Raw genomic sequence first — 21,980 nt, forward strand, 5'->3', positions numbered from 1 at the left:
AAGGCGAGAGCCAAGCGCGAGAGGAATTAAAGACTGTTGCCCCGACTCCAGGGTAGACACGGACGCCACGGGTCACCCGACCCGTGGTACTTCACTTGTCGTTGGCTACCGGATCGATCGATCTCGGCTCCTCGATTGGCCGGTAATTCGCTTCAGTAAACCGTATCAGAGTTCGATCCGATCGCCAATCTCGACGACGTCGAGGACCGACGGATGGTCGTAGCTTTGGGCGTGGTTGTGCAATACGGTCGGATCCGCAGTCATCCCCTTCCACATGTCCCAGTGGGTGGGCACGAGCCGATCGAGCTGGAGGTCGCTTGCGGCCTCAATAATCTCATTTTCCGTGCTGTACCACTTTGTTCGAACCGGCTCGCGCGTCTCCTTATCCGGGATTCGACCGATCGCACCGAACGCCAAGATCCCGATGTCGATGTCATAGGTTGCCCCAATCTCACCGAAAGAATCTGCAGGCTTCGTATCGCCTCCGTGGAAGATCGTACCTGTCTCGTGGCGAATCACGTAGCCGACCGGATGAGTTGAGTCTGGGTCGTGGGTCTCGACAACCGCAATCTCGAACTCGCCGATTTCGATCGTCTCGCCTTCGGTGACCTCGTTGAACTGGGATCGATCGATTCCGTAGGTGTCGAGCCATTCTTCCTCATCGAACGCCACGCTGAGGCTATCGTCCGGGGCATAAAACTCCGCACCAGTCGATTCCAGAATTGGTCCCTGCGAAGGCCCGTGGGTGTGGTCTGTGTGTTCGTGAGTCGCGAGCACCGCATCCGCTGTCGAGACGTCTGTGGGGTCGAAGGGCACGGGAATCATCCGAATCGTCCGCGGCGGATCGCCGAGCCCCACGTACGGATCGATCCAGAGGGTTGTTCCCGCTGATCCCTTAATCGCAAAGCCGTTGCAGCCGAGATACCAACACGACACCGTTTCGGGAGACGCCGAGTCGATCGCTTGCGGCAGCCAGTCGCCCCAATCGCTTGTGGACATACTCGATAGATTCAGGCCTGGGGGCGTAAGCGTTGTCCAACGAGGCGAGTGTCTTGTCGCTCAGAGCCACTCGGCGTCTGGATCGATGTAGCCCTCCGGTCGCTCACCGGCGAGGACCGCAGCAATATCCCGACCCACGTGTTCGTTGAGTTCAGTCAGCGATGCCTCCGAGTAGAAGGCGGCGTGCGGCGTCACGATTACATCGTCACGCTCGGCGAGCGTTGGCGTCTCCGGTGGTTCTGTTTCGAGGACGTCGATCGCCGCGCCCGCAATCTCACCGGCCTCGAGCGCTTCGACCAGCGCCGTTTCGTCGATGATCCCACCGCGACCGACATTCACAACAACGCCAGTGTCGCTCATCTGTTCGAAGGTATCGCGATCGACCATCCCACGAGTGACCGGTGTCAGCGGCGCGTGAATCGAGAGGTGATCGGCGACTGCCGGAAGCTCCTCGGTCGACACCTTCTGGACACCGTAGGCCTCCATCTCCTCACTGTCGACGTAGGGATCTGCAGCCACGAGCGTACAGTCGAATCCCGAGAGCTTCTCGGCGGTCCGTTTCGCCAGGCCGCCGAACGAGAGAAAGCCGATCGTCTCGTCTGCTAGCCGTGGGACCGGAACTCCGACGGTCCAGTCCCACTCGCCGTTGGCGACGGAGCGATCGTACGGTTTGAGCCGACGAAGACTCGCCAACAACATCGAGACGGCGTGTGTTGAGACTTCTTCCATGCAGTAGTCCGGGACGTTGGCAACCGTCACTCCGTGTTCTGCGGCTGTCTTGACTGCAATGTTCTCGACACCCACGCCAGCGCGGGCAACGACCTCGAGTGAGCTACAGCGCTCAAAGACCGATGCTGGAACGGGCGACGACACGTCCACGACAAGCCCAACGGCATCGGCGGCGAGGACAGCGTCGATGATGTCGTCGGGAGCGTTGATCGACACCGTCTCTATCGTTACCGACGAGTCGAGCGCTTCGGTGATCGTCCCCGGTCGAATCATTGGATCGTCACTTACGACCAGTGTTGCCATACGCAGTTCTTTGTGGGATCGTACTTGAACCCAGGGGAGGATTACTATTTTTTGAGTAAATGTCTCCGCACTGCTGCCTGCCGGTACCGAAACGCATGACGCGTGTCAACGAAACAGATATATCCTTTGTAGGAAAATACGTGCCCAATGGGCGGTAGCATTTCCGTTCTCCACGTCGATGACGAGCCCGAGTTCGGGGAGTTGACCGCCACGTTTCTTGAGCGCTCGGACGACCGGCTGGCTGTCGAACCGGTCAGTCGCCCTGCGGATGCGCTCGATCGCGCTGACGAGGCCGATTGTATCGTGAGCGACTATGACATGCCGGGAATGAACGGCATCGAACTGCTCGATGCGATCCGTACTGCACACGGCGAGATGCCGTTTATCCTGTTTACCGGGAAGGGAAACGAAGAGGTCGCAAGCGACGCAATCTCCGCCGGCGTCACTGACTATTTACAGAAAGATCGTGGGGTCGACCAGTACACGATCTTGGCTAACCGGATCACGAACGCTGTTGAACAGCATCGATCGCGACATCAACTCGAAATTCGAGAACGCGAACTGGCCGAGACAAACGCCGTATTGCGGACGATCCTTGAAACCCTCCCAGAGGGCGTGTTCGTCGAGGATATGGACGATCGGGTAGTTGTGGTGAATGAGGCGTTCTGTTCGTTATTCGATCTCCCTGTGGAGGCCAGCGACTGTGTAGACCGATCGAGCAGCGAACTCCTCGCCAAAACCGTCCGAGTCATCGACTCGCCGGATTCATACCCCGACGACATCGAAACGCTCCGTGCGAATCGAGACCGAGTGGAGAGTGAAACGATCGAACTGAGTAACGGCTGTGTCCTCCAGCGGACGTTCATCCCTGACGAACTCCCAACTGGGCCTGCAAATCTGTGGGTTTTCCAGGACGTGACTGACAGCCAGACCCAAAACCGAAAGCTCGAGACACTCCAAGAGCGATCGCAGCGACTGATGTATGCAACGACGAAGACCGAGGTCGCCGAGATTGCGACCGACGCCGCAGATGAGATTATCGGTGCGCCGCTCACGGGGATACACTTTCTCAATGAGGCTGGCGATGAGATCTCGCTTGCTGCATACGTCGATACGCTTCCAGCGGCATTCGATTCACTGCCACGATATCCAAAAAATTCACCCCCCGGCTCTCGGGCCGCACTCGCCTGGGCGGTCTTCACCGAAAACGAGCCCGTGTATATCGAGGACACTGAGACGTCTGACAGACTGACAGAGGAGACGCCTGCTCGGAGCGTGATTATACACCCAATCGACAGTTACGGGCTATTTATCGTTTCCTCTGAGTCGCCCCAAGCGTTCGACGAAACCGACATTCGACTCGTCGAAATTCTGGCCACAGCGACGACGGCTGCATTAGATCGCGTCGAACGTGAACAACGACTCAAAACGAGCCGTCGAGAGCTCGAACGGCAGAACGAACGGCTCGAAGCGTTCGCGAGCGTTATTTCTCACGACCTTCGGAACCCACTAACGCTCGCACATGGGCATCTTGATCTCGTGGGCGACACTGTTGATCATCCTTCGATCGAGGCAATTGAAAGGGCGCACGATCGAATGGTCGAGATTATAGACGACACGCTCTCGTTGGCTCGGGAGGGTCGTATCGTTGACGAGACTGAGCCGGTGTCTGTTGCGTCGATCGCAGAACGCTGTTGGAACGAGACGACCGAATCGCGCCTCAATATCGACGGTGATGTTCGGATCCACGCGGATCCCGCTCGGCTGCAGACGATGCTCGAAAACCTGTTTCGAAACAGCGTGGAACACGGTTCCACGGGCAACCGGGCTCCGCCTGGCGACGCAATCGAACACGGAACCGAGAACGGCGATGAGGAGACACTCGTCGTGACTATCGGTGAGATTGACGGTGGATTTTTTATTTCTGACAACGGTCACGGAATTCCTCCAAAAAACCGCGAGAGTATTTTCGAAGCCGGGTACACCACGAGCGAGTCAGGGACTGGATTTGGGCTTGCGATCGTCTCAGAAATCGCCGAGGCACACGGCTGGACAGTTCGGGTAACTGACGCCGAAAACGGGGGTGCCCGTTTTGAGTTCACCGATGTTGAATCAGCCACGACTGAGATGCAGGTGTAGCCGGCTCACAACCAGGGCGCGTCGTCAGGTTCGATCGCTCGGATTTCTCGATCAATCGACTCAATTGCGTCGAGGTCTTCGGACGAGAGTGTGAGCTCGCGGGCATCGAGGTTCGCCTGCAAGTGTGTCCCGGTGGCTTTCGGAATCGGAACAATCCGCTCTTGAGCGAATGCCCACGCCAGACAGACCGCAGCAGTCGTCGTGTCGTGGCGCTCGGCGATCGCGACCAACTCAGGCTCATCGAGGATTTCACCCCGCCCGAGCGGGGAGTACGCAACGAGATAGTGGTCGTGTTTGGCTGCGTATTGCCGCAGTTCTTCTTGTCGAAGGAATGGGTGACACTCGACCTGGTGGGCCGCGATCGGCACTGACAGATGCTCGCGAGCCTCGTCTAAAAGCGCAGGGGTAAAATTCGATACGCAGAGGTGTTCCATGACGCCCTGCTCGTACAGTGTCTCGAACGCGTCGAGGGTCTCCTCGGCGTCGTACGCACGGATCGGCCAGTGGACGTACAGCATATCCACCGAGGAGAGTCCCAGCCGATTGAGACTCTCGTGGGCGGTGTGGATTGCATCCTCGTACGCGAGGTTCTCTGGGTGGACCTTCGTGGCGACGATCACGTCCTCGCGGTCGACGCTCGATCGAGCGATTCCCTCGCCAACGTAGGCCTCGTTGTCGTACATCTGGGCGGTGTCAACGTGTCGATAGCCGATGTCGAGCGCGGTTCTGACGGTTTCAGTACATTCGTCTGGGTCGTCGTTCGCGGAGGTACCCAGTCCGATCGATGGCAGTGTGAGGTTCATACATACTCCTGGGCTGTACTGAATAAGTAGCTGGTGTCCCCGCCGTGCAGCAGGGCGCGGTCTCAGTCGTCGCTTTTGCTGCCGCGAACGAACCGATCGTACGCCGACACGAAGTCGACATTCTGCTCTGCGGTCTTTTCCCACGCGATGAGCCCGCGCTCCTCGGCAGTTCCTTCGACGGTGTTGTCAAGAATCATGGCAATCAGCCCGCCGACTGCCATCCCCGTTGAACCGATCACGAGCACGGTTGTCGCTACTGCGTTGACCCCAAGCACAGCCCCGATAACTGGTGTGCTATCGATCGCCACGAGCAGCGGTCCAATTACCGCTGCGTCAGTGAGCCCTGCCGCAAGTGCTTCTGGTCCCTCGAAGTTGTTCATATACGCCGGAATCGCGAGGCCGGCAAACAGCGCAATCCCGACAATAAACAGATTCCGCTGTGAATCAAGATCGACATACTTCAGATTTGCAAGCCCAACAGAGACGATTTGGCCGAACATTGCGATGTACAGCCCACCAATGATCGGACTTGGGATCGACCCAATGAGCGCGCCAAACCAGCCAGAGAAGCCGAAAATAAGCATCGCGACCGCACCGATCTGGACGACGTATCGAGAGGCAACACCAGTGAGTCCGATCGCGCCGATGTTCTCGGAGTACGATGTCGATCCACCCGAACCCATTATACCCGAGAAGATGTTCATCAATCCCTCCATTCCAATTCCGTGATTGATTCGTCGCTCGCTCGGTGCAGCCGCTCCTGAAAGCCGTGCAACCGCATAATAATCTCCAAGACTTTCGATGATCGACGCAGCGACACCTGCGGTCATGCCGATAACAAACGCTGCAGTTATTTCTGGAATGCCCCACTGTAACGGCACAATCGGTAACACTGCCGGCGTCTCGCGAATAGTTGTGAGCCCAAAGTCGACGTAGCCAGGCGCATCTGGCGCGTAGAACCCAACCGTCGAGAGGACAAACGCGACGAGATACGCCCCGACAATGCCCAAAAGCACCGGAAACAGCTTGAATAGCCGGTTGGTATCGAGATACTGCGAGAACGCAATAATGAGTCCGAGAGTCAATCCGAGCAGCCACCAATCTTGGTTTGCGGTGGTGATATCTGGCGCATTGAACAACGAGAGGCCGATGAGTGCGATCGTCGGCGCAATGACGACCGGCGAGAGATAGCGCTTGAGCCGCCCGACAAATCCAAGATATCCAACTAATACCTCTACGATCGCTGCCACGATGATTGCGCCCTGTAGCTGCAACAACGCAACGCGCCACGCTTCGCCTGCGGGATCTGTCGCCTGGACGACGGCGATGACTGCCAACGCGGGTGCAAGCAGTGAAAAGGGTGCTCCCTGGACGATCGGATACCGGTTTCCGAACGTCGTCTGTGCGAGCGTTGCGAGCCCAGACACGACAAAGAATGTTCCGACAAACCGCGGGATGATCTCCGCTGGCATACCCAATGCGCCAGCCAAAATAAGCGGCACCGCGATGTTCGCTCCAACCATCGTGAGATAATGTTGAATCCCCAAAAACAGCGAGGTCACGATCGGCGGTTTGTCTTCGATTCCATAGGTAACCAGCCGCTCAGATTCGCGATCTGTCATCGACTGTCCCCCACCCGATCCCCGGTTGATTCCACAGTACCTGTGATCATGCGTTCTATATGCCGCATTGCTCGTGACTCTGTCATTGAATGGACTTATACGTATCCATGTGTGAAATACGAAAATAGTACTACCTTTTCTGCATTTCTATACACTTATGTGTATATTCTCTGTAATCGCGCCGAGTTTTCAGCCGTCGTACGATCGGCTCGAACTGGCAGGCAGATCATCGATCGCGTCACTCAGTGCTGTTCGGGTGGGCAGTGCTGTCATCGCACCTTGTGCGGTTGTCGTCAGCGCGGCGACGGCATTTGCCCGCGCGAGGGCTGTTTCGAGCGCCGTTTGTCTCGATAACGCGTCAATCAGCCCGGCGGTGAACGCGTCACCTGCTCCTGTTGTGTCGACCGGATCGACGGTATAGCCGGCATGTGTCACGACGATCGTCTCCTGGGTCTTGTTCCACGGTGCCTCGGGTGTGCTCGCTGCCACCGCGCCGGCCGACCCGAGCGTGAGACAGACTGTGTGGAGCCCAGTGTGCGCTGTCAACAGCGATCTGGCAGCCGATTCCGGTGCATCGCGTACGTCACCACGGTCGTCGCCCATCGCCGCGAGGTCCTCGGGCGTGATTTTGAGCACGTCGACCGCTTCGAGAATCTGTGTCACTGACGATCCAAAGTCAAACTCAGTCCACAGCTCTGCCCGTGCGTTCGGATCGAACGAGACTGTGGACCCGCGATCGGCCGCCAGTGCGGCGAGTTCGAACGTGGCCGATCGGGCCGGCTCGTCCGCGAGGGTTACGCCACCGAGATGAACCCAGTCGCGGCCGTTGAGGAGGGAATTGTCGATCGTCTCCGGTGACAGTCGCGTATCAGCGCTTTCGTGTCTGTGGAAGCTGAACTCCCGTTCGGCGTCCTCGCCAAGACTGACGAACGCGAGACCCGTTTTCGCTGTCGGGTCGCGGTCGATGTACGCTTCTGGGAGTCCCTCCGTGAGGAGGGTATCGACCAGAAAATTGCCAAATGGGTCCTCGCCAACACGCGTCCAAAACGCCGGCGTCCGCTCGAGCCGCGAGAGCCCAACAGCGACGTTTGCCGGCGCGCCGCCGGGACGCTTCCGAAAGGTCTCGACGGCTTTCAACTCACCGCGCTCTCCCGGAAGAAAGTCAATGAGTGTCTCTCCGGCGATGAGAATCTCGTGCATACTCGGCTGTTCGGATCGATCGACATATAAACTCCGTTTGGCTCGCACGTCGTTCCCCGTTCGCACCGTGTGGTCACTCTGGCAGCGAGTATGTCACAACCCGAGCTGGCGGCCAATAATCAGGTGTTGGATTTCACTCGTTCCCTCGCCGATCTCCATGAGCTTCGCGTCCCGGTAGAATCGCTGGGGAGCGAAATCTTCGGTGTAGCCGTAGCCGCCGAGCACCTGGACAGCATCCTCTGCGACCTCTCGGGCGGCCTCGGAGGCGTCGAGCTTTGCGAGCGCGGACGCCTCCGTTACTGGCTCGCCGGTGTCGTAGTTCCAGGCGGCCTTGTGGGTCAAAAGCCGCGCGCGCTCGATCTTTCGGTGCATGTCTACAATCGTATCGCGGATCGCGTCGAACTTCGCGATCGGCTTGCCGAACTGTTCGCGTTCTGTGGCGTACGACCGAGCCGCATCGTAGGCTCCCTGAGCGAGCCCTGTCGAGAGGGCGGCGATCGAGATCCGGCCGCCTTCGAGCGTCTGCATCGTCTGTGTCCACCCTTCACCTTCTTCACCGAGGAGCCGATCCTCCGAGAGGCAGACGTCGTCCAGTGCGATCTCGCAGGTCGGCGAGCAGTTCAGTCCCATCTTGTCCCAGATGGTCGTCACCTCGAAGCCGTCGTCGTCGGGATCGACAATGAAGGTCGAGATACCGTCGTAGCCCGCTTCTGGATCGGTGACCGCCTTTACGAGCACCGAATTGGCCACGCTCGCGTTCGTGATGAACTGTTTGGTTCCGTTCAGGATCCACTCGTCGCCGTCTTTCTCTGCCGTCGTGTCCATGTCGCTGGCATCAGAGCCGCTACCGGGTTCGGTGAGCGCCCACGCGCCCATTCCCTCGCCGGTTGCGAGAGGTTCGAGCCACCGACGCTTTTGTGGTTCAGTGCCGAACGCCTCGATCGGCTTCGCGCCGAGTGAGACGTGGGCAGCATACGACAGGCCGATTCCGCCGGAGACACGACCGAGTTCCTCAGTCACGAGTGCGTATGTCAGCTGGCCCGCGCCGAGTCCGGCGTACTCTTCGGATATCGGTACGCCCATCATGTCGAGTTCGCCTAACGCGTCGAATATCTCCGCTGGAAACCGGTGTTCGGACTCGACCTCCTGGGCGATCGGCTCGATCTCGTTCTCACAGAATTCCCGAACGGTGTCGCGAATCATGCGATCCTCGGCGGAAACGGCGAAGTCCATACCCGACTCTTAGCGAGCGCGGACATAAACCATACGAACAACCGTGAAGAATGTCGCGACGGTCTTCTGCCACGCCCAACTGTTTATCCATGCACGCGGCTACAGTCCATACATGGAACTCCGACGGCTTATTCGGGGGACGGTCTCATGGGCTGACCTCGAATCGATCGCACTCGCCCTCCGTGAGCGGTACGATCTCGAGACGCTGTCGGTGCGGTTTTTGGATGCGGATAATTGGCTGTCAACGCCGATGGTCGTAGAAGAGGAGCTGTTCGTGAAGGTGATTTCCCCCCAGAACACGCTTGTGCACTCTGTGTTCACCACGGGCCGGAATCTTGGGATTCTCTCGAGCGGCGCAGCAGGCTTTTTCGAGCCGTTTCAGACGCCGATCGAGATGGCTCGCCACGAGTTAGACGCGACAGAACGCATGCGATCGCTCGGTGTCAACGCGCCAGAGCCGATCGAAGCATTCGAACACGACGGCTTCGGGCTCGTCGTCCTCGAGTATCTTCCCAGCTTCCGATCGCTCGGTGCTTTGGATGTCTCGACCGAACGCGAACTCGCGCCCGTGCTCTTTGAGACGCTACGGACGCTGCATGACCATGGATTAGCTCACGGCGATCTGCGCGCCGAAAACGTGTTGATCTGTGATGATGAGCTGTACTTTATCGACGCGACGAACGTGAATGTGTCAGGGATGGAAGATGCGATCGGCTACGACGTCGCGTGCGCGCTCGCGGCGCTCGAGCCGCTTATTGGCGCGCGGGAGGCAGTCAATGCTGGATTGACCGCCTATTCACCGACAGAGCTTTTAGGCGCTGTCGACTTCCTCGATTTTGTTAACATTCGACCCGACCACGACTGTGAAACAACAGCATTAAAAAGTGAGCTCGAAAAGCGTGCCACTGACGAGAACTCAATTAACTGACAGCGGTATTGCTCTTGGAGCATATTGTACAGTGGAACGTCCACGAAGGCATCGATGCCCGAAGTGGGAGCAGTGGGCGTCAATGCCCGCACGGTCGTTCGGAGCAACGCTCCGATCGCCACGGACGGATCAGACGGTCGGTTTGGGGCACATCCTGATCGATACCGGGGAGCAGTGGTATCGGTCGGTGATCCCGTCTCGTGACACTTTTTCAAATCCACTCCGGGGTTATAAATCCACTCCTCAAAATATCAGTGATGAAATCTACGATACGTAGTTTGAGCAATCACGAGATGCATTGGACGAAAGGCGGACGCCGAGGAGTGTGGTCAGTGACAGTGTGCCCCGAGTTCACACCGGCACTGTGGGATCGGTCCGGGCCGTGTTGTTGTACCGACATCGACGAGAAAAGCGTCGCCTGCCGGTAATTGATTATTGGGCTGCATCTGATAAAAAGCCACCGTCTTATTTGATTGTCCGATCGCGAAGCGCTGGAAAGTCAGCTCGCACCGCCGCTGTCGCGCGATCGAGATTGGTTTCTACCGCCGCCGGTTCGATGTCGAGTTGGGCAAGCGCGAGTGAGACCGTCATTGACGCCCACCTGCAATCGATAGCAAATCAATCACTGTCCTGGGAACTGCCGTCAATATCTTCTCGAAGGGCGCGCTCGAGGTTGTCCAGTTCGGCATCGAAATTCCGCTTGAAAAACCGCTCGACGCCAGGCAGCCGTCCTTCAACGACGAATTCGTTGTCCATTCGACAACCCTCAGCGGTGTCGGTAATCCGATGTTCGCCCGTGACATTGAACGCCTTCGACCGGCCGGCGAACTTCACGCGGTTCGGCGGATCGGTAACGAGTTCTTCGGTTTCAACGTCTATCGTCGACCGAATCATCGGGATCGGCAACTCCACGTGCCACGTTGCGGTCCCATTGTCGTGCAGATCGAACGTCTCTACGACGCTGATCGCACCGACCCGTTTTCTCGGGTCTGAGATAAACTCCCAGATGCGTTCTTTTGGGACTGCAAACTCGAAGCTACGGGACACACGTACCGTCATTATTGGGTCCTACGGGAGGCGGAAGCAAAATACCGAGGGTCTTCGAGAAGCCGCTTCAAAGCGGTTCGACGCGCCAAGTGGTCGATCGTGCACGACCCCACTTTTCGATGTGGACGTCGTCGGATTTCTCCGCAAGCCGGGGGAGCCGGGAGCCGACCTGCTTCGCCGTGAGGCCGATCGCCTCAGCGATATTTTTCGAGCGGAAGTACCGCTCCCCACGCGAAACGCTGTCGTGGAGGTAGGCGATTATCCGCTGTTCTTCGTCTGTATATTCGGTCATCCTCGCTTGCCTTTGGGGATTTGGCATATTAACGATTACGCGCTACTCGAACGCGTGGAGTCCGACGACCGCAATCGACGCGGCGATCATCGCTGCTGCGAATCCCCACGCTTTGAGCAATTGCGTCTCGCCCGCGTACATGAGTACTACTCCGAGGAGGGTCAAAGCCGTGAACGCCATTCCAATTCCGATCGCTTTGTCGCTCTTGACGGTCCCTGTTGCCATGGCTGACACTCCTCGGGGAGAAACTTAGTTCGTTCGACCCAAGCCGACTCGCCGTCTACCCGGAGACCGCGTTGCTCAGTTATCATATCCTCCCCAGTGCCGTGGCCCGATACAGCGTTATGTCGCCTCAACAAACAGTACATAGTTCATAACTACACCAATCATCGACCTACTGAGAGTATGTTTGAGGATTTCGATGGCACAGTACCCTTAGAGCGGCGCCGGGTCATTTCTGACATTCGACGACGAATGTCGTTCTCTCTCGGGCTGTGGGAGAATCTGGGACGTATTCTTGGTGGTGTGATTTGTCCGTGGCTTATCGGTGCTCATGTTAGCAGGCTCTTGCTAAATCGGGGCTACAACGGCTCGCAGACCAATGCCGTTCGAGCAGCAATTCAATCTCTCAGTCGAACACTGGCGAGAACAATTATCCGCGTGCGGATTCGGCGCAACCCAGACGCCGTCTCTGTCGAACGGATACTCAAGACGTACGAGTTCGTCAGCGTCGACTGCTTCACTGGTGACCTGGTGCTTTCACCATCGGCGCGTCGCGAGTGGTGGGAGGAGGTGCTTGCTATCATTGAAGCCTCTGAGCCGACATTACTGTCGGAAATGGCCGGTGACCGGGCTACCACGGCACAGCTACAGTGGCTTGGGAATCAGTACATCGCGATCGACGGCGACGAGCTGCTGGGGGTGTGGCCCTCGCGATCGGCATTTATTGCCGATGCAGCCGCCGATCGGGTATTTCGCAGCCGATTTGGGTACTGGGATCAACTCTCGACAGATCAACGAAGCCGAATCTTGATCGGATTCAGACTGTTTCTTGACGAGTGTCCCACGTGCGAAGGTGAAGTTTCTATCAGCGTGGGGTCAACACACGTTTCTACGGGCGAGCAACCGATTTCGGGGATCTGCCAGGGATGTAACGATCGGCTGTTCGAGTTTGTTGTTACCGACGGACGGACGCAAGGAGTAAACCGCTCATAAACACCGTCGACCGTGGTCCGTACAAGCGACCGACTATCGACGGGGAAACCACAGCGGTATCGAGAACCGATAACTCCACAGGTGGCTCGCGCTCAGCGCTGCAAACGTGAAAAGCGCTGCACTCGTCCAGAGGATCGGGTCAACGGCAGCGACGATCGGAACCGAGAGTAACGAGCCGAGAATGATGAGCAATCCAACCAGTCCGCAGACTCGATACCAATCTGCCCACGTAACACCGGCGGGACCAACCAGTTCCTGATATATTCGGATATTCCGCGCCTGTGGGGTCAATGAGACCATCTTACACTCAAGATCGTACGTGATCACTCCCGCAGACTGGAGTGTCGGCAGGTGTGTCTGCACGAGCGAGCCGTAGACGCTCTCACGGAGCGCCTTTGGTGGTGGCGACTCGCCCGACTCTTCCTCAGCAACATAGGTCGCCAGCTCGCTAGCAGACAGTGGCGTTCTGGTTGCCACAAGCTGATCGATCGCGCGACGTCGACGCTCGTTCGCGAGGATTGCGTGAATCTGTACGGCCGCAAGAGTCATTCGTACATCACTCCTGGGAGGTCTCTATCCATGTAGGCTTTGTCGAGCGGCGATCCCCCGTATTGCATGCGATGAGATAGGGGCACCAGTGGGTATATGAATGAAGCTCATACCACGATCGGCCCGTCGTGTAGGCACACCGATCCGTCGCGTCGGCCCATCTGGCCGCCTTTTTCACGCAGCCATAGGGATTTGCGTCTGGATGCGTACGCTCACCATGTCGTCTGGTAGTGACTGCCTCCCGGCTGGATCGGGCAGTGGTATGTGTGCCGATCCGGATTTTCAGGGGAGATCTGAATCTGTTGAATGTGGCGTTTAGAGCGCTCAATGAGGCGTTCTACGGTGGGGTGGTAGATCGTAACTATCCTCCCTGCAGTTCCAGAGGAGGGTATCCGATGTCGGAGTCACTCTGGCATCGAGAATACAACAATGGATTCAAACCAACAACCAATCTCGATCGGACTCTCCCGCAGAAAAATGCTCCTCGGCCTCGGCGCCGTCGGCGTCGCGAGTGCGGGTGCAGGTCTCGGGACCACCGCGTTCTTCAGCGATGAGGAATCCTTCGAGGGCAACACGATCACCGCCGGCCAGTTCGAGCTCGATGTCACGCAGATGATCTACGAGGTTGACCAGGACGGCATCGGCCCCGACCAGCTCACGTTCGAGCAGGCGCTGGCCGACCTCGACGATTCTGCGGCGGAATCTGTCGAAGGTATGCTTGAAATCACCGACGCAAAGCCCGGAGACAGTTACAAGATCTGCTGGGATCCGTGCGTGAAGTACAACCCAGGCTACGTACAGATTACCCTCGCCAGCGAGGAGTCGACCGGTAATGACAATGGCGTTACCCACGTCACCTCTGAGGGACTGCTCAGCGAGTACATGCTCGCTGTCGTCACACTCGAGGATCAAAACGGCGACACCGAAATGGTGTTCGAAGGCACGCTCGGTGAGCTTGTCGCAGAATTCTCCGAGGGTGGTCTCATCCACGCGATCGGTGGGGAAGAACCGGAGTACTGTCACGCCCCGTGCGAACTCATGGAAGGCGTCGAAGGCGATGAGGCCGACCCTGTAGAGGTCTGCGTCTACCTGTACCTCCCGAGCCACGCGGATGTCGGCGGGACCGTCGAGGTCGGCGGTGAGGAATTCGATATCGAGCCGGACGACTCGCCTGGCAACGCTGTCCAGGGTGCCTCCTTCGAGGCAGACGTCCGCTTCGAGGCCGAACAATGCCGCCACAACGACGATCCGTTCAGCGGTGACGAAGGCGACGAAGAGCCTGAGGGTAACGTAGATGACGAAGAGGTCGAAGACGACGAAGAGGTCGAAGTCGACGAGTAACCAACCGAACGGTACGCAATAACCACGGCCGATCGCCGGCTGGATAGTCCACCCACGTCGGGTGAATCGAACCCCAATCACCAATACATATCAATGACAATTCAGAAAATCGGAATCTCGCGGCGAAAGATGCTCCTCGGCCTCGGTGCCGTGGGCGTTGCAAGCGCCGGCGCAGGCCTCGGAACGACCGCATTCTTCAGCGACGAAGAGAGCTTCACCGACAACACGATCACGACCGGCCAGCTCGACCTGCTGGTCGACTGGCAACAGACGTACGACTACGGCCAGGGCCGTGAGTTCGTCAGTGCTCACCCAGACCACGACGGCGACGGTGAGCAGTCCCTCGTCATCGACGACGAGGTTGTCCGCTACAGCGACTTCCCGGATGAGACCGACGAGAACAGCAACGGAGCGAACATTCCCCTGTTGGACTGTGAGAACATTCCACCCCTAGAAGATGCGAACTTCGGGATCGATCCCGTGACCGGCCAAGAGATGGAGACGCTTGTGCAGTTCTCCGACGTGAAACCCGGCGACTCCGGCGAGATCACGTTCTCGTTGCACCTGTGTGACAACCCAGGCTACATCTGGATGCAGGCAGCCAACGTCTCCGATGACGGCGGTGCGTCCACGGACCCCGAACTGGCAGTCGATCCCGACAACCTGGGGAACCTCGGCGACGCGATCCAGGCCACGCTGTGGTACGACGAGGACTGCGACAACGTGTACGATGAAGCCGAGCCCGCTGACATCATGCTGACGCTTGATTTCTCCGGATCGATGCTGTACAACCAGTACGGTGGCGTCGTCAGTACGGACGAGATCCAGGTCAACGGAACGACCTACGACGAGACGACGAAGATCGACCTCGTCGAACTCGGTGCTCGCCAGTTCGTCGACTACCTGCAGGCAGAAAACGCGGACGTACAGGTCGGCGTGGCGTACTTCGACGGCGAAAACAACGATGACGTTGGGCCACGGACCGGTATCCTCCAGGAACTGACGAGCGATCTGGATGAAGTTGACGACGCGCTCTCGGGTCTTCGCCAGAAGCTCGCGAACGTGGTAACTGGACCAACTAACGATCCGGACGTTGACGAGGGTGATCCCGATCCATTCTCGAACGCGGGTGGTATCGCGACGGGGACGTTCATCGGCGAAGGCATTGACGATGCGCAGGAAGAACTCGATACGAACGGGCGCGCCGGCGTTGAGAAGACGAACATCGTCCTCTCGGACGGCGAGTCGTTCAATGGAAGCGGTCCATCGGAGTTTTCCTCACCCGAGGACGCTGCCGAAAGCGCGAGGCTCGACGCCTCTGGCGTAATCTCACCGTCGGAGCCGTCACCTGAGACGAACGTGTACACGATCAACGTCAACGGCAGTGCCAGCGTTCTCCAGGCGATGGCCGGTCCTGCGGGCGAGTCTGGCGGCGATCCGCTGTTCTTCAACGACATTGACGATCCCCTCGACATCCCGTCGGTGTTCGGCAACCTCGCCGCACAGACGATCGCCGAGAAGGTCATCATGCAGGATACGCTCGGCAACATCCTCGCTGAACTGGCCAGCGGCGACGGGATCCCACTCGACGGGAACCGTGCGACGGCGTACGACGAACTCTCCGATCCCGCGGACGCTGCGGGCCGAGACCCGTTCGCCGGTGACGGCGTCATGCACTGTGTCGCCCTCGAGTGGGAACTCCCCACCACCGTCGGCAACGAAGTCCAGGGCGATACCCTCGGGTTCGACCTGACGTTCTACACCGAACAGGCGCGGCACAACGACGGATCGGGTATGGAACAGAGCCCAGCCTGATCGCACCGGCCAGATCGAATAACGACCACAGGCGATGACATCGCCCACCTCGTTCGGACCCGACACGGGCGGCCGATCGAGCGGTTCGAGACCGCACGGGGTCTTTCCCAACCGGGAAAACACAACCATGACAGATACCAACAATACATTCGGACTGTCGCGACGACGAGTACTTGGCGGCCTCGGTGCGATCGGGATCGCCTCTGCGGGCGCCGGTCTCGGAACAACCGCGTTCTTCAGCGACGAGGAGAGCTTCGAGAACAACACACTTACCGCTGGTGAGCTCGATCTCTACGTTCACGTCGACTACGCCGAAGATCAGGGTTCGTTCGCTCAGTGGTCTGCTCCGACAGGAACGTACGTCCAGGGTGGCGTGATCGGCCAGAGTGTCTCTGACGACGAAACCGGAATCTCCCTTACGGCCGGCGAACCTCTTCGCATCCAGGTCGTCGACCTGAAACCCGGTGACTCCGGTGAGGGCAAGTTCTGTTTTTCGATCGTTAATAACCCCGCATATATGTGGATGTGTGGGGCACTGACTGCGAACGACGAGAACGGCCAGACAGGGCCAGAAAGTTCGGTTGACGGTACTGGCGGCGACCCCGGCCCGGGAGCGGGAGAGCTCGCAGACGCTATGGAAATCACGGTGTCGTATTGCGACCCTGACGGTGTGGTTGGTGATGAGATCACCACCGGATCGCTCGCTGAGGTTATGACTGCGCTACAAAACGGTGTCCCACTGCACGGTGACGGAGATCCCGAGCAGCCGATCGCCAACCGTCCCGCCTTCGAAGGCGTCGACACCCCGTTCGTCGAAGTCGACGGCACAGATGTGCCGAACGTTGCTGAAACGTGTGTCTGCTTCGAGTGGGAAGTCGACTCCAACGTCGGCAACGAGATTCAGACGGACTCCGTCGAGTTTGATTTCGAGTTCTACGCTGAGCAGGAACGACACAACGACGGGACCACAAACCCGTGCATCGAGAGTATTCTGGGCGAAGGGTTCCCTGAGCTTGACGAGACGGTCTGGCACGCACGCGGTATCTACGGTGACGGTGGCGGCGCGGCGAACCGTGAGCTCGATATCCGGCTGCCTGACGACACGCCAGTCCACTCGGGTACCGAGAACTTCGCGTGGCCTAACGGCCAGGGCGTTCCGTTTGAACTGACGATCGAAAACGGCGACGCGAAGTGGGACATCGACGGCTCAGAAGTGGTTGTCTCATCTGCACCGCTCCCGACCGCAGACGCAGTCGCCGTCATGGCGAAAGCGTCTGCAGCCGACTCGAGCATCGAGGTATCCGATATCGCGTTTAACGGCACCTCGCCGACAGGGTCCGACTCTGTCGCGGTCGACGGTAACGTCGGTGGCCAACAGAACGTGACGCTACAAACTGTCTCGTTCGGCGAAGGCGACGTCATCTCCGGAACGGTCACGATGTCGTGGCCCGCAGGGAGTCCACCGAGCAGCGAGGGATTAGGATTCCGTATCGACGTATAATCACAATGAATTTCACAGAGCACGACTGGGATGTCTGACTCTGTCGAGTTCGCGATCGGATTCGCTGCAGAGCAGTGCCGCCACAACGACGGTGAAACGAATCCGTTCGAACAGCCCACATAGAGGCGAGTAGGACCGACGGCGTTCGTCGCACTCCATCTCGATCGTCGATCGTGGATCTCCGGAGGCACCCCTTGGGCGTATCCATGATATCGAAGTAATTGGAGCGGTACGGGCCACGGACCGGGTGGTAATTACCCCCTGCCAGCCGTCTGCGTCCACGGATCGACCATCCTACTGTCCCTGTCGGAAGCGGTATTGGACGCATACATATGTCCCGATACGCGCTACAGAGAACCAATCCGGGGCACCCACACCCCATTGCGGAAACGGGTCCGGAGACACACGAACAGATTCCGGAACCACACACATGACAACAAATACACCACCACAGTTGGGTCGCCGCGAACTTCTCGCGAGCGCCGGCGCAGTCGGAATCGGAGCGCTCGGATTGACACGACGCTCTGGCTCACAGACGGCAAATGAGCCGGAATATACGAACTATACCCTCGCACAGACCGACTCGAGCAACATCAACATCCTCGTTGGTTGGTACGGGACCTACGACACAGGCAACGGCCAGGAGCTACTCAGCGGCCAGCCGATCGACGGCGGCGAGTGGGACTACAACAACACCGCGGGCTACGAAGACGACGTCGCGTCAGCGATCGAGCAGTCCGGACCTGTCGTCGCGATCGACGACGTGCTCCCGGGTGATTCGGGCACTCTCAGTATCGGAATCACGCCGGAGCCGGAGTCAGCGCCTGCACAGCTGTGGCTTCGACTCACTAACTCCGGGGGAGCGCTCTCGGACGTACTCGACATCGATCTGTGGTACGATACGGGCATATTCGGTATTGGCGGCTGTCAAGGCGCCGAAGCTGGGGCACCCCAAGACGCGCCGTACTCGGGCTCGATCGATGTGCTCACCGACGGACCGCTCGGCACAGGCGTTCTCCTTGATCCCCCGGCAAACGCGCCGTGTTTCGAACCGGGCGAGCGCCTCTGTCTAGGACTCGCATGGTCGATCGACGAGTCGGTCGGCAACGAGTACCAACACAGCACCGTCGGCTTCGACATCGAGATCGGCGCGATCGACTGTGATAACACGGCCAATCCGTTCGATGAGTCGGAGGTAAGCCAATGAGCCGCGAAACGCGAATTCGACGCCGCGAACTGCTCATGGGCATTGGTGGGGTTGGTGTGTTCAGCACTGTCGGCGGAAGCGCTGGCGCACGTACCCACGCGCTCCTCGCAGACCGATCGGACCTGACATCGTCGTTCGTCGTCGGCGACCTCGATCTATCGATCGACTGTGCCCACTGCGAGGAGTCGAACGGTCACGTAGCGTTTGACTTTGGCGGCGGACCGATCGAACCGGGTACCGGTGGAAAAGAGCGGTTGACCGTCTCGGTCTCCGGAAATCCAGCCAGAGTCTGGCTCGCGACCGTCTGTCCGGACCCCGAAAGTCCGCTTGCATCATACATCGACGTCTCGGTCCGCGTCAACAACGATCGGCTATTCGAACGGAACTCCCTGCGTGAGTTCAATCGGACCTTCGTCGATGGGGTGCAAATTCCTGACGAGGGGTGTGTTGAGCCCGACGATCCGATAGACATCGACGTGTACTGGACGTTCCTCTCGGATGTCCCCCAGTCGCTTGCGGGCTCGTCAGCGACCCTCAAGTTGCTGTTCGGTGCCGAGCAGTGTCGACACATCGAGGACGGTGCTGCCACCAACCCGTTCGAGGGTAGATCCTGCGATCCTGTCCCAGAGCCCGAGTGCGTCTCGTGTGTCGAACTCGGCAAGGCCGACGACTTAGACAAGCGCATGCCGATCGCAGTCGGCGACCGGCTGGCACTCGATGAAGGCCCCGGTGCTGGGCGCTACGAACTCGAAATCACGGACGCAATCCAGAAGGACGGCGACGAAACGATCGGCGTCCGATTCGATCTCGTCTCACTCGGAAATGCACCTGACCGCGAACTCTGTAAGGTACTCCTCAAGGGCGGTCCCGAGGAGTCTACGTACGACAAGGCGGAGATCGGCGATCCCAACCTCATCTGGTTCGCACCAGAAACCGACGATGACAACGAGGGCAACGCCAATAACGGCAAGAACGGACAAAACGACAGCGGTGCGGGCACCGAGAACGGACCGGACGCCGATCGCTCTGCGATCAGCCATATCCGCGTGTTCGTCTGTGCAGAGGCGGACAATACCCACGATGAGGTAGCCGATGATGGCTGTGTCCCGTGTGAAAACGGTGAATCCCGAGTAATCCAAGCGCAATTCGCGTACGATGGACCCGAGGATATCTCTCTCGACGTCGAGCAGCAGGTCACCGGAAATGGTCTTCAAGAGACACGGAACTACGATGCTCGCGTCGGCGAGGACGTGACGGTTGACTTCAACGGGTCGAATAAACCGGACTTCGTGTTCCACGGTACAACGAACGACGGAACGATCGTCACTTTCGAGCCAGCCATCCACACGAGCTGTTCACGGCCGCTCTCGTCAGAGTTGTCCGACAGCGATGGGACGTACACGCTGACACTGGTCAGTGCAACGAACAAAAACAACCAATCCGTCTGCCTCGACGGCACGGAGGACTGAGATCATGAATCCACAACTCAAAAAATACGTAAATCTGGCTGCAGTGCTGCTGTTGATCGCCGTCGTCGTCCCGTTCATCGTGTACGCAGCTCCGATGACTGTCGGGGCAGATCACAGCTTCGTGGTCCTCACCGCAAGCATGACGCCCGCAATCGCGCCCGGAGATGTCGTCATCGTCGACGAACGCGACCCGAGTACGATCGTCGAAGGTGACGTAATCACGTTCCTCCGCGGGACCTCCGAAACACCGGTCACACACCGGGTGACTGCGGTCACGACCAGCGGCGGCACACTGGCGTTCGAGACGAGAGGAGACGCCAACGACAACGTCGATTCAGGGTTGGTTCCAGCCACGAACGTCATCGGGACGGTCATGCTGACGATTCCCTACATCGGCTACGTCATTCAGTTCGGGAACTCCACGTACGGCTTTATCGCGCTCGTGGTGATCCCGTTCGGTTTGCTCTTGGTCACCGAATTGTGGTCGATATACGCCTCACGCAGGAAGACGGCTACCGAAGCCGACGGCACGACTGCTGATCCGGATACGACTGCTGATCCGGAGGAATCAGCCACTGAGGCCCTGCCTGTCAGTGCGGACGGAACGACCGGCGAAGGGATCACCCGTGACACCGTTATCGGTGCTGCGGCGATGTTGCTCCCGTTCGCGGCGTACAGCGGGTACACCGCGTACACACTCCGATCGACCCTGTCGATCTCCGTCACAGTTGCCACGTCAGTCGCGTTCCTTGGCGCGATCGGGCTGCTCTTGAGCGCCGGCCGAACCCCCGGAACAGCCGTGCCGGCGACCGACGGCGGGACTACTGCTGAGACTGGTGGTGGTGGAGACGCCCACGTATTGGACGAGCACGCGCGGGCAGAGCCTTGGATCCCTGCGATGGCCGAGGAACCGGACGTGCTGGATGCAGACGGTCAAACTGCATCTGAATCGATCCACGGCGCTGACCTAGTAGCTGACGCGGACACGCATTCACACGCGGACGTGCCATCTACCAGTGACCACGACGGGAGGGAACAATGAACGCGATCGCCGTGAAACCGGTCGTCGTAATCGCCTGTGTGGTCGTGGTACTTGCAGCGAGTTTTGGCGGCGGGTTCACGCTCGCATTCTTCTCGGCCAGCGGAAGTGCGGCCGGGACATTCGCTGCGACGGCGGACGAGTCCGCCTACTCAGATCCCGGGCTGCGAACTCTCGGAGGCGGGGGCGATCGAAACGAAACCGCTGCACAAGACGGCACTCCTGAAAGCGCCGAAAACGGCGAGGACAGATCCAGCGACGAGCATGAAAATAACGGTACGAGGGACGGTCAAAATGGCAGCGAAAATGCTGTCACCGGGCAGAATAATAGTAGAAATGGTGGCCCCGAAGAGGGCAATGAAAGCGACGGTGGCGTCGCGGAAGGAAATGAAAGCGACGGAATTAGCTCTACTGTTGAGATCGACACGGGTACCGAAGATGGCAATGAGGGCGATACGGGTACCGAAGATGGCAATGAGGGCGACACGGGCACCGAAGATGGCAATGAGGGCGATACGGATACCGAAGATGGCGATGAGGGCGATACGG

20 protein-coding genes and 1 pseudogene are annotated in these 21,980 nt (G+C 58.8%); 10 read left to right on the plus strand and 11 right to left on the minus strand.

Annotated elements, in window-relative coordinates:
- Positions 1–165: 165 nt before the first annotated feature.
- Entirely contained in the window at positions 166–999 is an 834-nt protein-coding gene (locus E5K03_RS11620) for an MBL fold metallo-hydrolase (RefSeq protein ID WP_138007010.1), read from the minus strand.
- Positions 1,000–1,059: 60 nt separating this feature from the next.
- On the minus strand, positions 1,060–2,031 hold the full coding sequence (locus tag E5K03_RS11625; RefSeq protein WP_138007011.1) for a C-terminal binding protein: 972 nt from the start codon (positions 2,029–2,031) through the stop codon (positions 1,060–1,062).
- Positions 2,032–2,178: 147 nt separating this feature from the next.
- Here E5K03_RS11625 and E5K03_RS11630 point away from each other — a divergent pair, with 147 nt between their 5' ends.
- Positions 2,179–4,170: a hybrid sensor histidine kinase/response regulator gene (locus E5K03_RS11630; protein WP_138007012.1), complete on the plus strand. Its 1,992-nt coding sequence runs from the start codon at positions 2,179–2,181 to the stop codon at positions 4,168–4,170.
- Positions 4,171–4,175: 5 nt separating this feature from the next.
- On the opposite strand, the gene E5K03_RS11635 is transcribed toward E5K03_RS11630, so the two are convergent.
- The 4 genes from E5K03_RS11635 to E5K03_RS11650 all read right to left on the minus strand — a co-directional run bounded on the left by E5K03_RS11635 (position 4,176) and on the right by E5K03_RS11650 (position 9,028).
- Entirely contained in the window at positions 4,176–4,973 is a 798-nt protein-coding gene (locus tag E5K03_RS11635) for an aldo/keto reductase (protein ID WP_138007013.1), read from the minus strand.
- Between the two features lie 62 nt (positions 4,974–5,035).
- Complete coding sequence (locus E5K03_RS11640) at positions 5,036–6,595, minus strand: uracil-xanthine permease family protein (RefSeq protein ID WP_138007014.1); 1,560 nt, start codon at positions 6,593–6,595, stop codon at positions 5,036–5,038.
- Between the two features lie 189 nt (positions 6,596–6,784).
- A complete protein-coding gene (locus E5K03_RS11645) occupies positions 6,785–7,795 on the minus strand; it encodes a carbohydrate kinase family protein (protein WP_138007015.1) in 1,011 nt (336 codons plus the stop codon).
- Between the two features lie 93 nt (positions 7,796–7,888).
- Positions 7,889–9,028: an acyl-CoA dehydrogenase family protein gene (locus E5K03_RS11650; RefSeq protein WP_138007016.1), complete on the minus strand. Its 1,140-nt coding sequence runs from the start codon at positions 9,026–9,028 to the stop codon at positions 7,889–7,891.
- A 112-nt stretch (positions 9,029–9,140) separates the two neighbouring features.
- Here E5K03_RS11650 and E5K03_RS11655 point away from each other — a divergent pair, with 112 nt between their 5' ends.
- Positions 9,141–9,956, plus strand: coding sequence for an RIO1 family regulatory kinase/ATPase domain-containing protein (locus E5K03_RS11655; RefSeq protein WP_138007017.1), 816 nt, complete (start codon positions 9,141–9,143; stop codon positions 9,954–9,956).
- 465 nt (positions 9,957–10,421) lie between these two features.
- On the opposite strand, the gene E5K03_RS17730 is transcribed toward E5K03_RS11655, so the two are convergent.
- Genes E5K03_RS17730 through E5K03_RS11670 form a run of 4 tightly spaced genes read right to left on the minus strand, consistent with a single transcriptional unit; the run spans position 10,422 to position 11,520 of the window.
- Positions 10,422–10,547: a hypothetical protein gene (locus tag E5K03_RS17730; RefSeq protein WP_265338730.1), complete on the minus strand. Its 126-nt coding sequence runs from the start codon at positions 10,545–10,547 to the stop codon at positions 10,422–10,424.
- A 27-nt stretch (positions 10,548–10,574) separates the two neighbouring features.
- The gene (locus E5K03_RS11660) at positions 10,575–11,015 is read right to left on the minus strand and encodes an SRPBCC family protein (protein ID WP_138007018.1); all 441 of its coding nucleotides are present in this window, start codon (positions 11,013–11,015) and stop codon (positions 10,575–10,577) included.
- Positions 11,016–11,070: 55 nt separating this feature from the next.
- Entirely contained in the window at positions 11,071–11,295 is a 225-nt protein-coding gene (locus E5K03_RS11665) for a DUF7123 family protein (protein WP_137199029.1), read from the minus strand.
- Positions 11,296–11,337: 42 nt separating this feature from the next.
- Entirely contained in the window at positions 11,338–11,520 is a 183-nt protein-coding gene (locus E5K03_RS11670) for a DUF7525 family protein (protein WP_138007019.1), read from the minus strand.
- A gap of 435 nt (positions 11,521–11,955) precedes the next feature.
- Here E5K03_RS11670 and E5K03_RS11675 point away from each other — a divergent pair, with 435 nt between their 5' ends.
- Positions 11,956–12,510 carry a hypothetical protein gene (locus E5K03_RS11675; protein WP_138007020.1) on the plus strand — a complete coding sequence of 185 codons (555 nt, stop codon included), beginning with the start codon at positions 11,956–11,958 and terminating at the stop codon, positions 12,508–12,510.
- Positions 12,511–12,543: 33 nt separating this feature from the next.
- Here E5K03_RS11675 and E5K03_RS11680 read toward each other — a convergent pair whose 3' ends face one another.
- On the minus strand, positions 12,544–13,059 hold the full coding sequence (locus E5K03_RS11680; RefSeq protein ID WP_138007021.1) for a DUF7344 domain-containing protein: 516 nt from the start codon (positions 13,057–13,059) through the stop codon (positions 12,544–12,546).
- Between the two features lie 429 nt (positions 13,060–13,488).
- Between E5K03_RS11680 and E5K03_RS17930 the strand changes: the two genes are divergently transcribed.
- From E5K03_RS17930 to E5K03_RS11715, 7 genes and pseudogenes are all read left to right on the plus strand, one after another.
- Positions 13,489–14,400, plus strand: a complete 912-nt coding sequence (locus E5K03_RS17930; RefSeq protein ID WP_205742995.1) for a SipW-dependent-type signal peptide-containing protein — start codon at positions 13,489–13,491, stop codon at positions 14,398–14,400.
- A 93-nt stretch (positions 14,401–14,493) separates the two neighbouring features.
- A complete protein-coding gene (locus E5K03_RS11690; protein ID WP_138007022.1) occupies positions 14,494–16,215 on the plus strand; it encodes a SipW-dependent-type signal peptide-containing protein in 1,722 nt (573 codons plus the stop codon).
- A gap of 127 nt (positions 16,216–16,342) precedes the next feature.
- Complete coding sequence (locus tag E5K03_RS11695) at positions 16,343–17,716, plus strand: choice-of-anchor W domain-containing protein (RefSeq protein ID WP_138007023.1); 1,374 nt, start codon at positions 16,343–16,345, stop codon at positions 17,714–17,716.
- Between the two features lie 430 nt (positions 17,717–18,146).
- Positions 18,147–18,923, plus strand: coding sequence for a hypothetical protein (locus E5K03_RS11700; protein ID WP_138007024.1), 777 nt, complete (start codon positions 18,147–18,149; stop codon positions 18,921–18,923).
- A complete protein-coding gene (locus E5K03_RS11705; RefSeq protein WP_138007025.1) occupies positions 18,920–20,392 on the plus strand; it encodes a hypothetical protein in 1,473 nt (490 codons plus the stop codon). The genes E5K03_RS11700 and E5K03_RS11705 overlap by 4 nt, the downstream gene beginning before the upstream one ends.
- 4 nt (positions 20,393–20,396) lie before the next feature.
- Complete coding sequence (locus E5K03_RS11710; protein ID WP_138007026.1) at positions 20,397–21,434, plus strand: signal peptidase I; 1,038 nt, start codon at positions 20,397–20,399, stop codon at positions 21,432–21,434.
- A pseudogene (locus E5K03_RS11715) lies at positions 21,431–21,980 on the plus strand (hypothetical protein); the annotation flags it as partial. The gene E5K03_RS11710 and the pseudogene E5K03_RS11715, both read left to right, overlap by 4 nt.

Source organism: Halalkalirubrum salinum (assembly GCF_005543295.1).
Lineage (GTDB): Archaea > Halobacteriota > Halobacteria > Halobacteriales > Haloferacaceae > Halalkalirubrum > Halalkalirubrum salinum.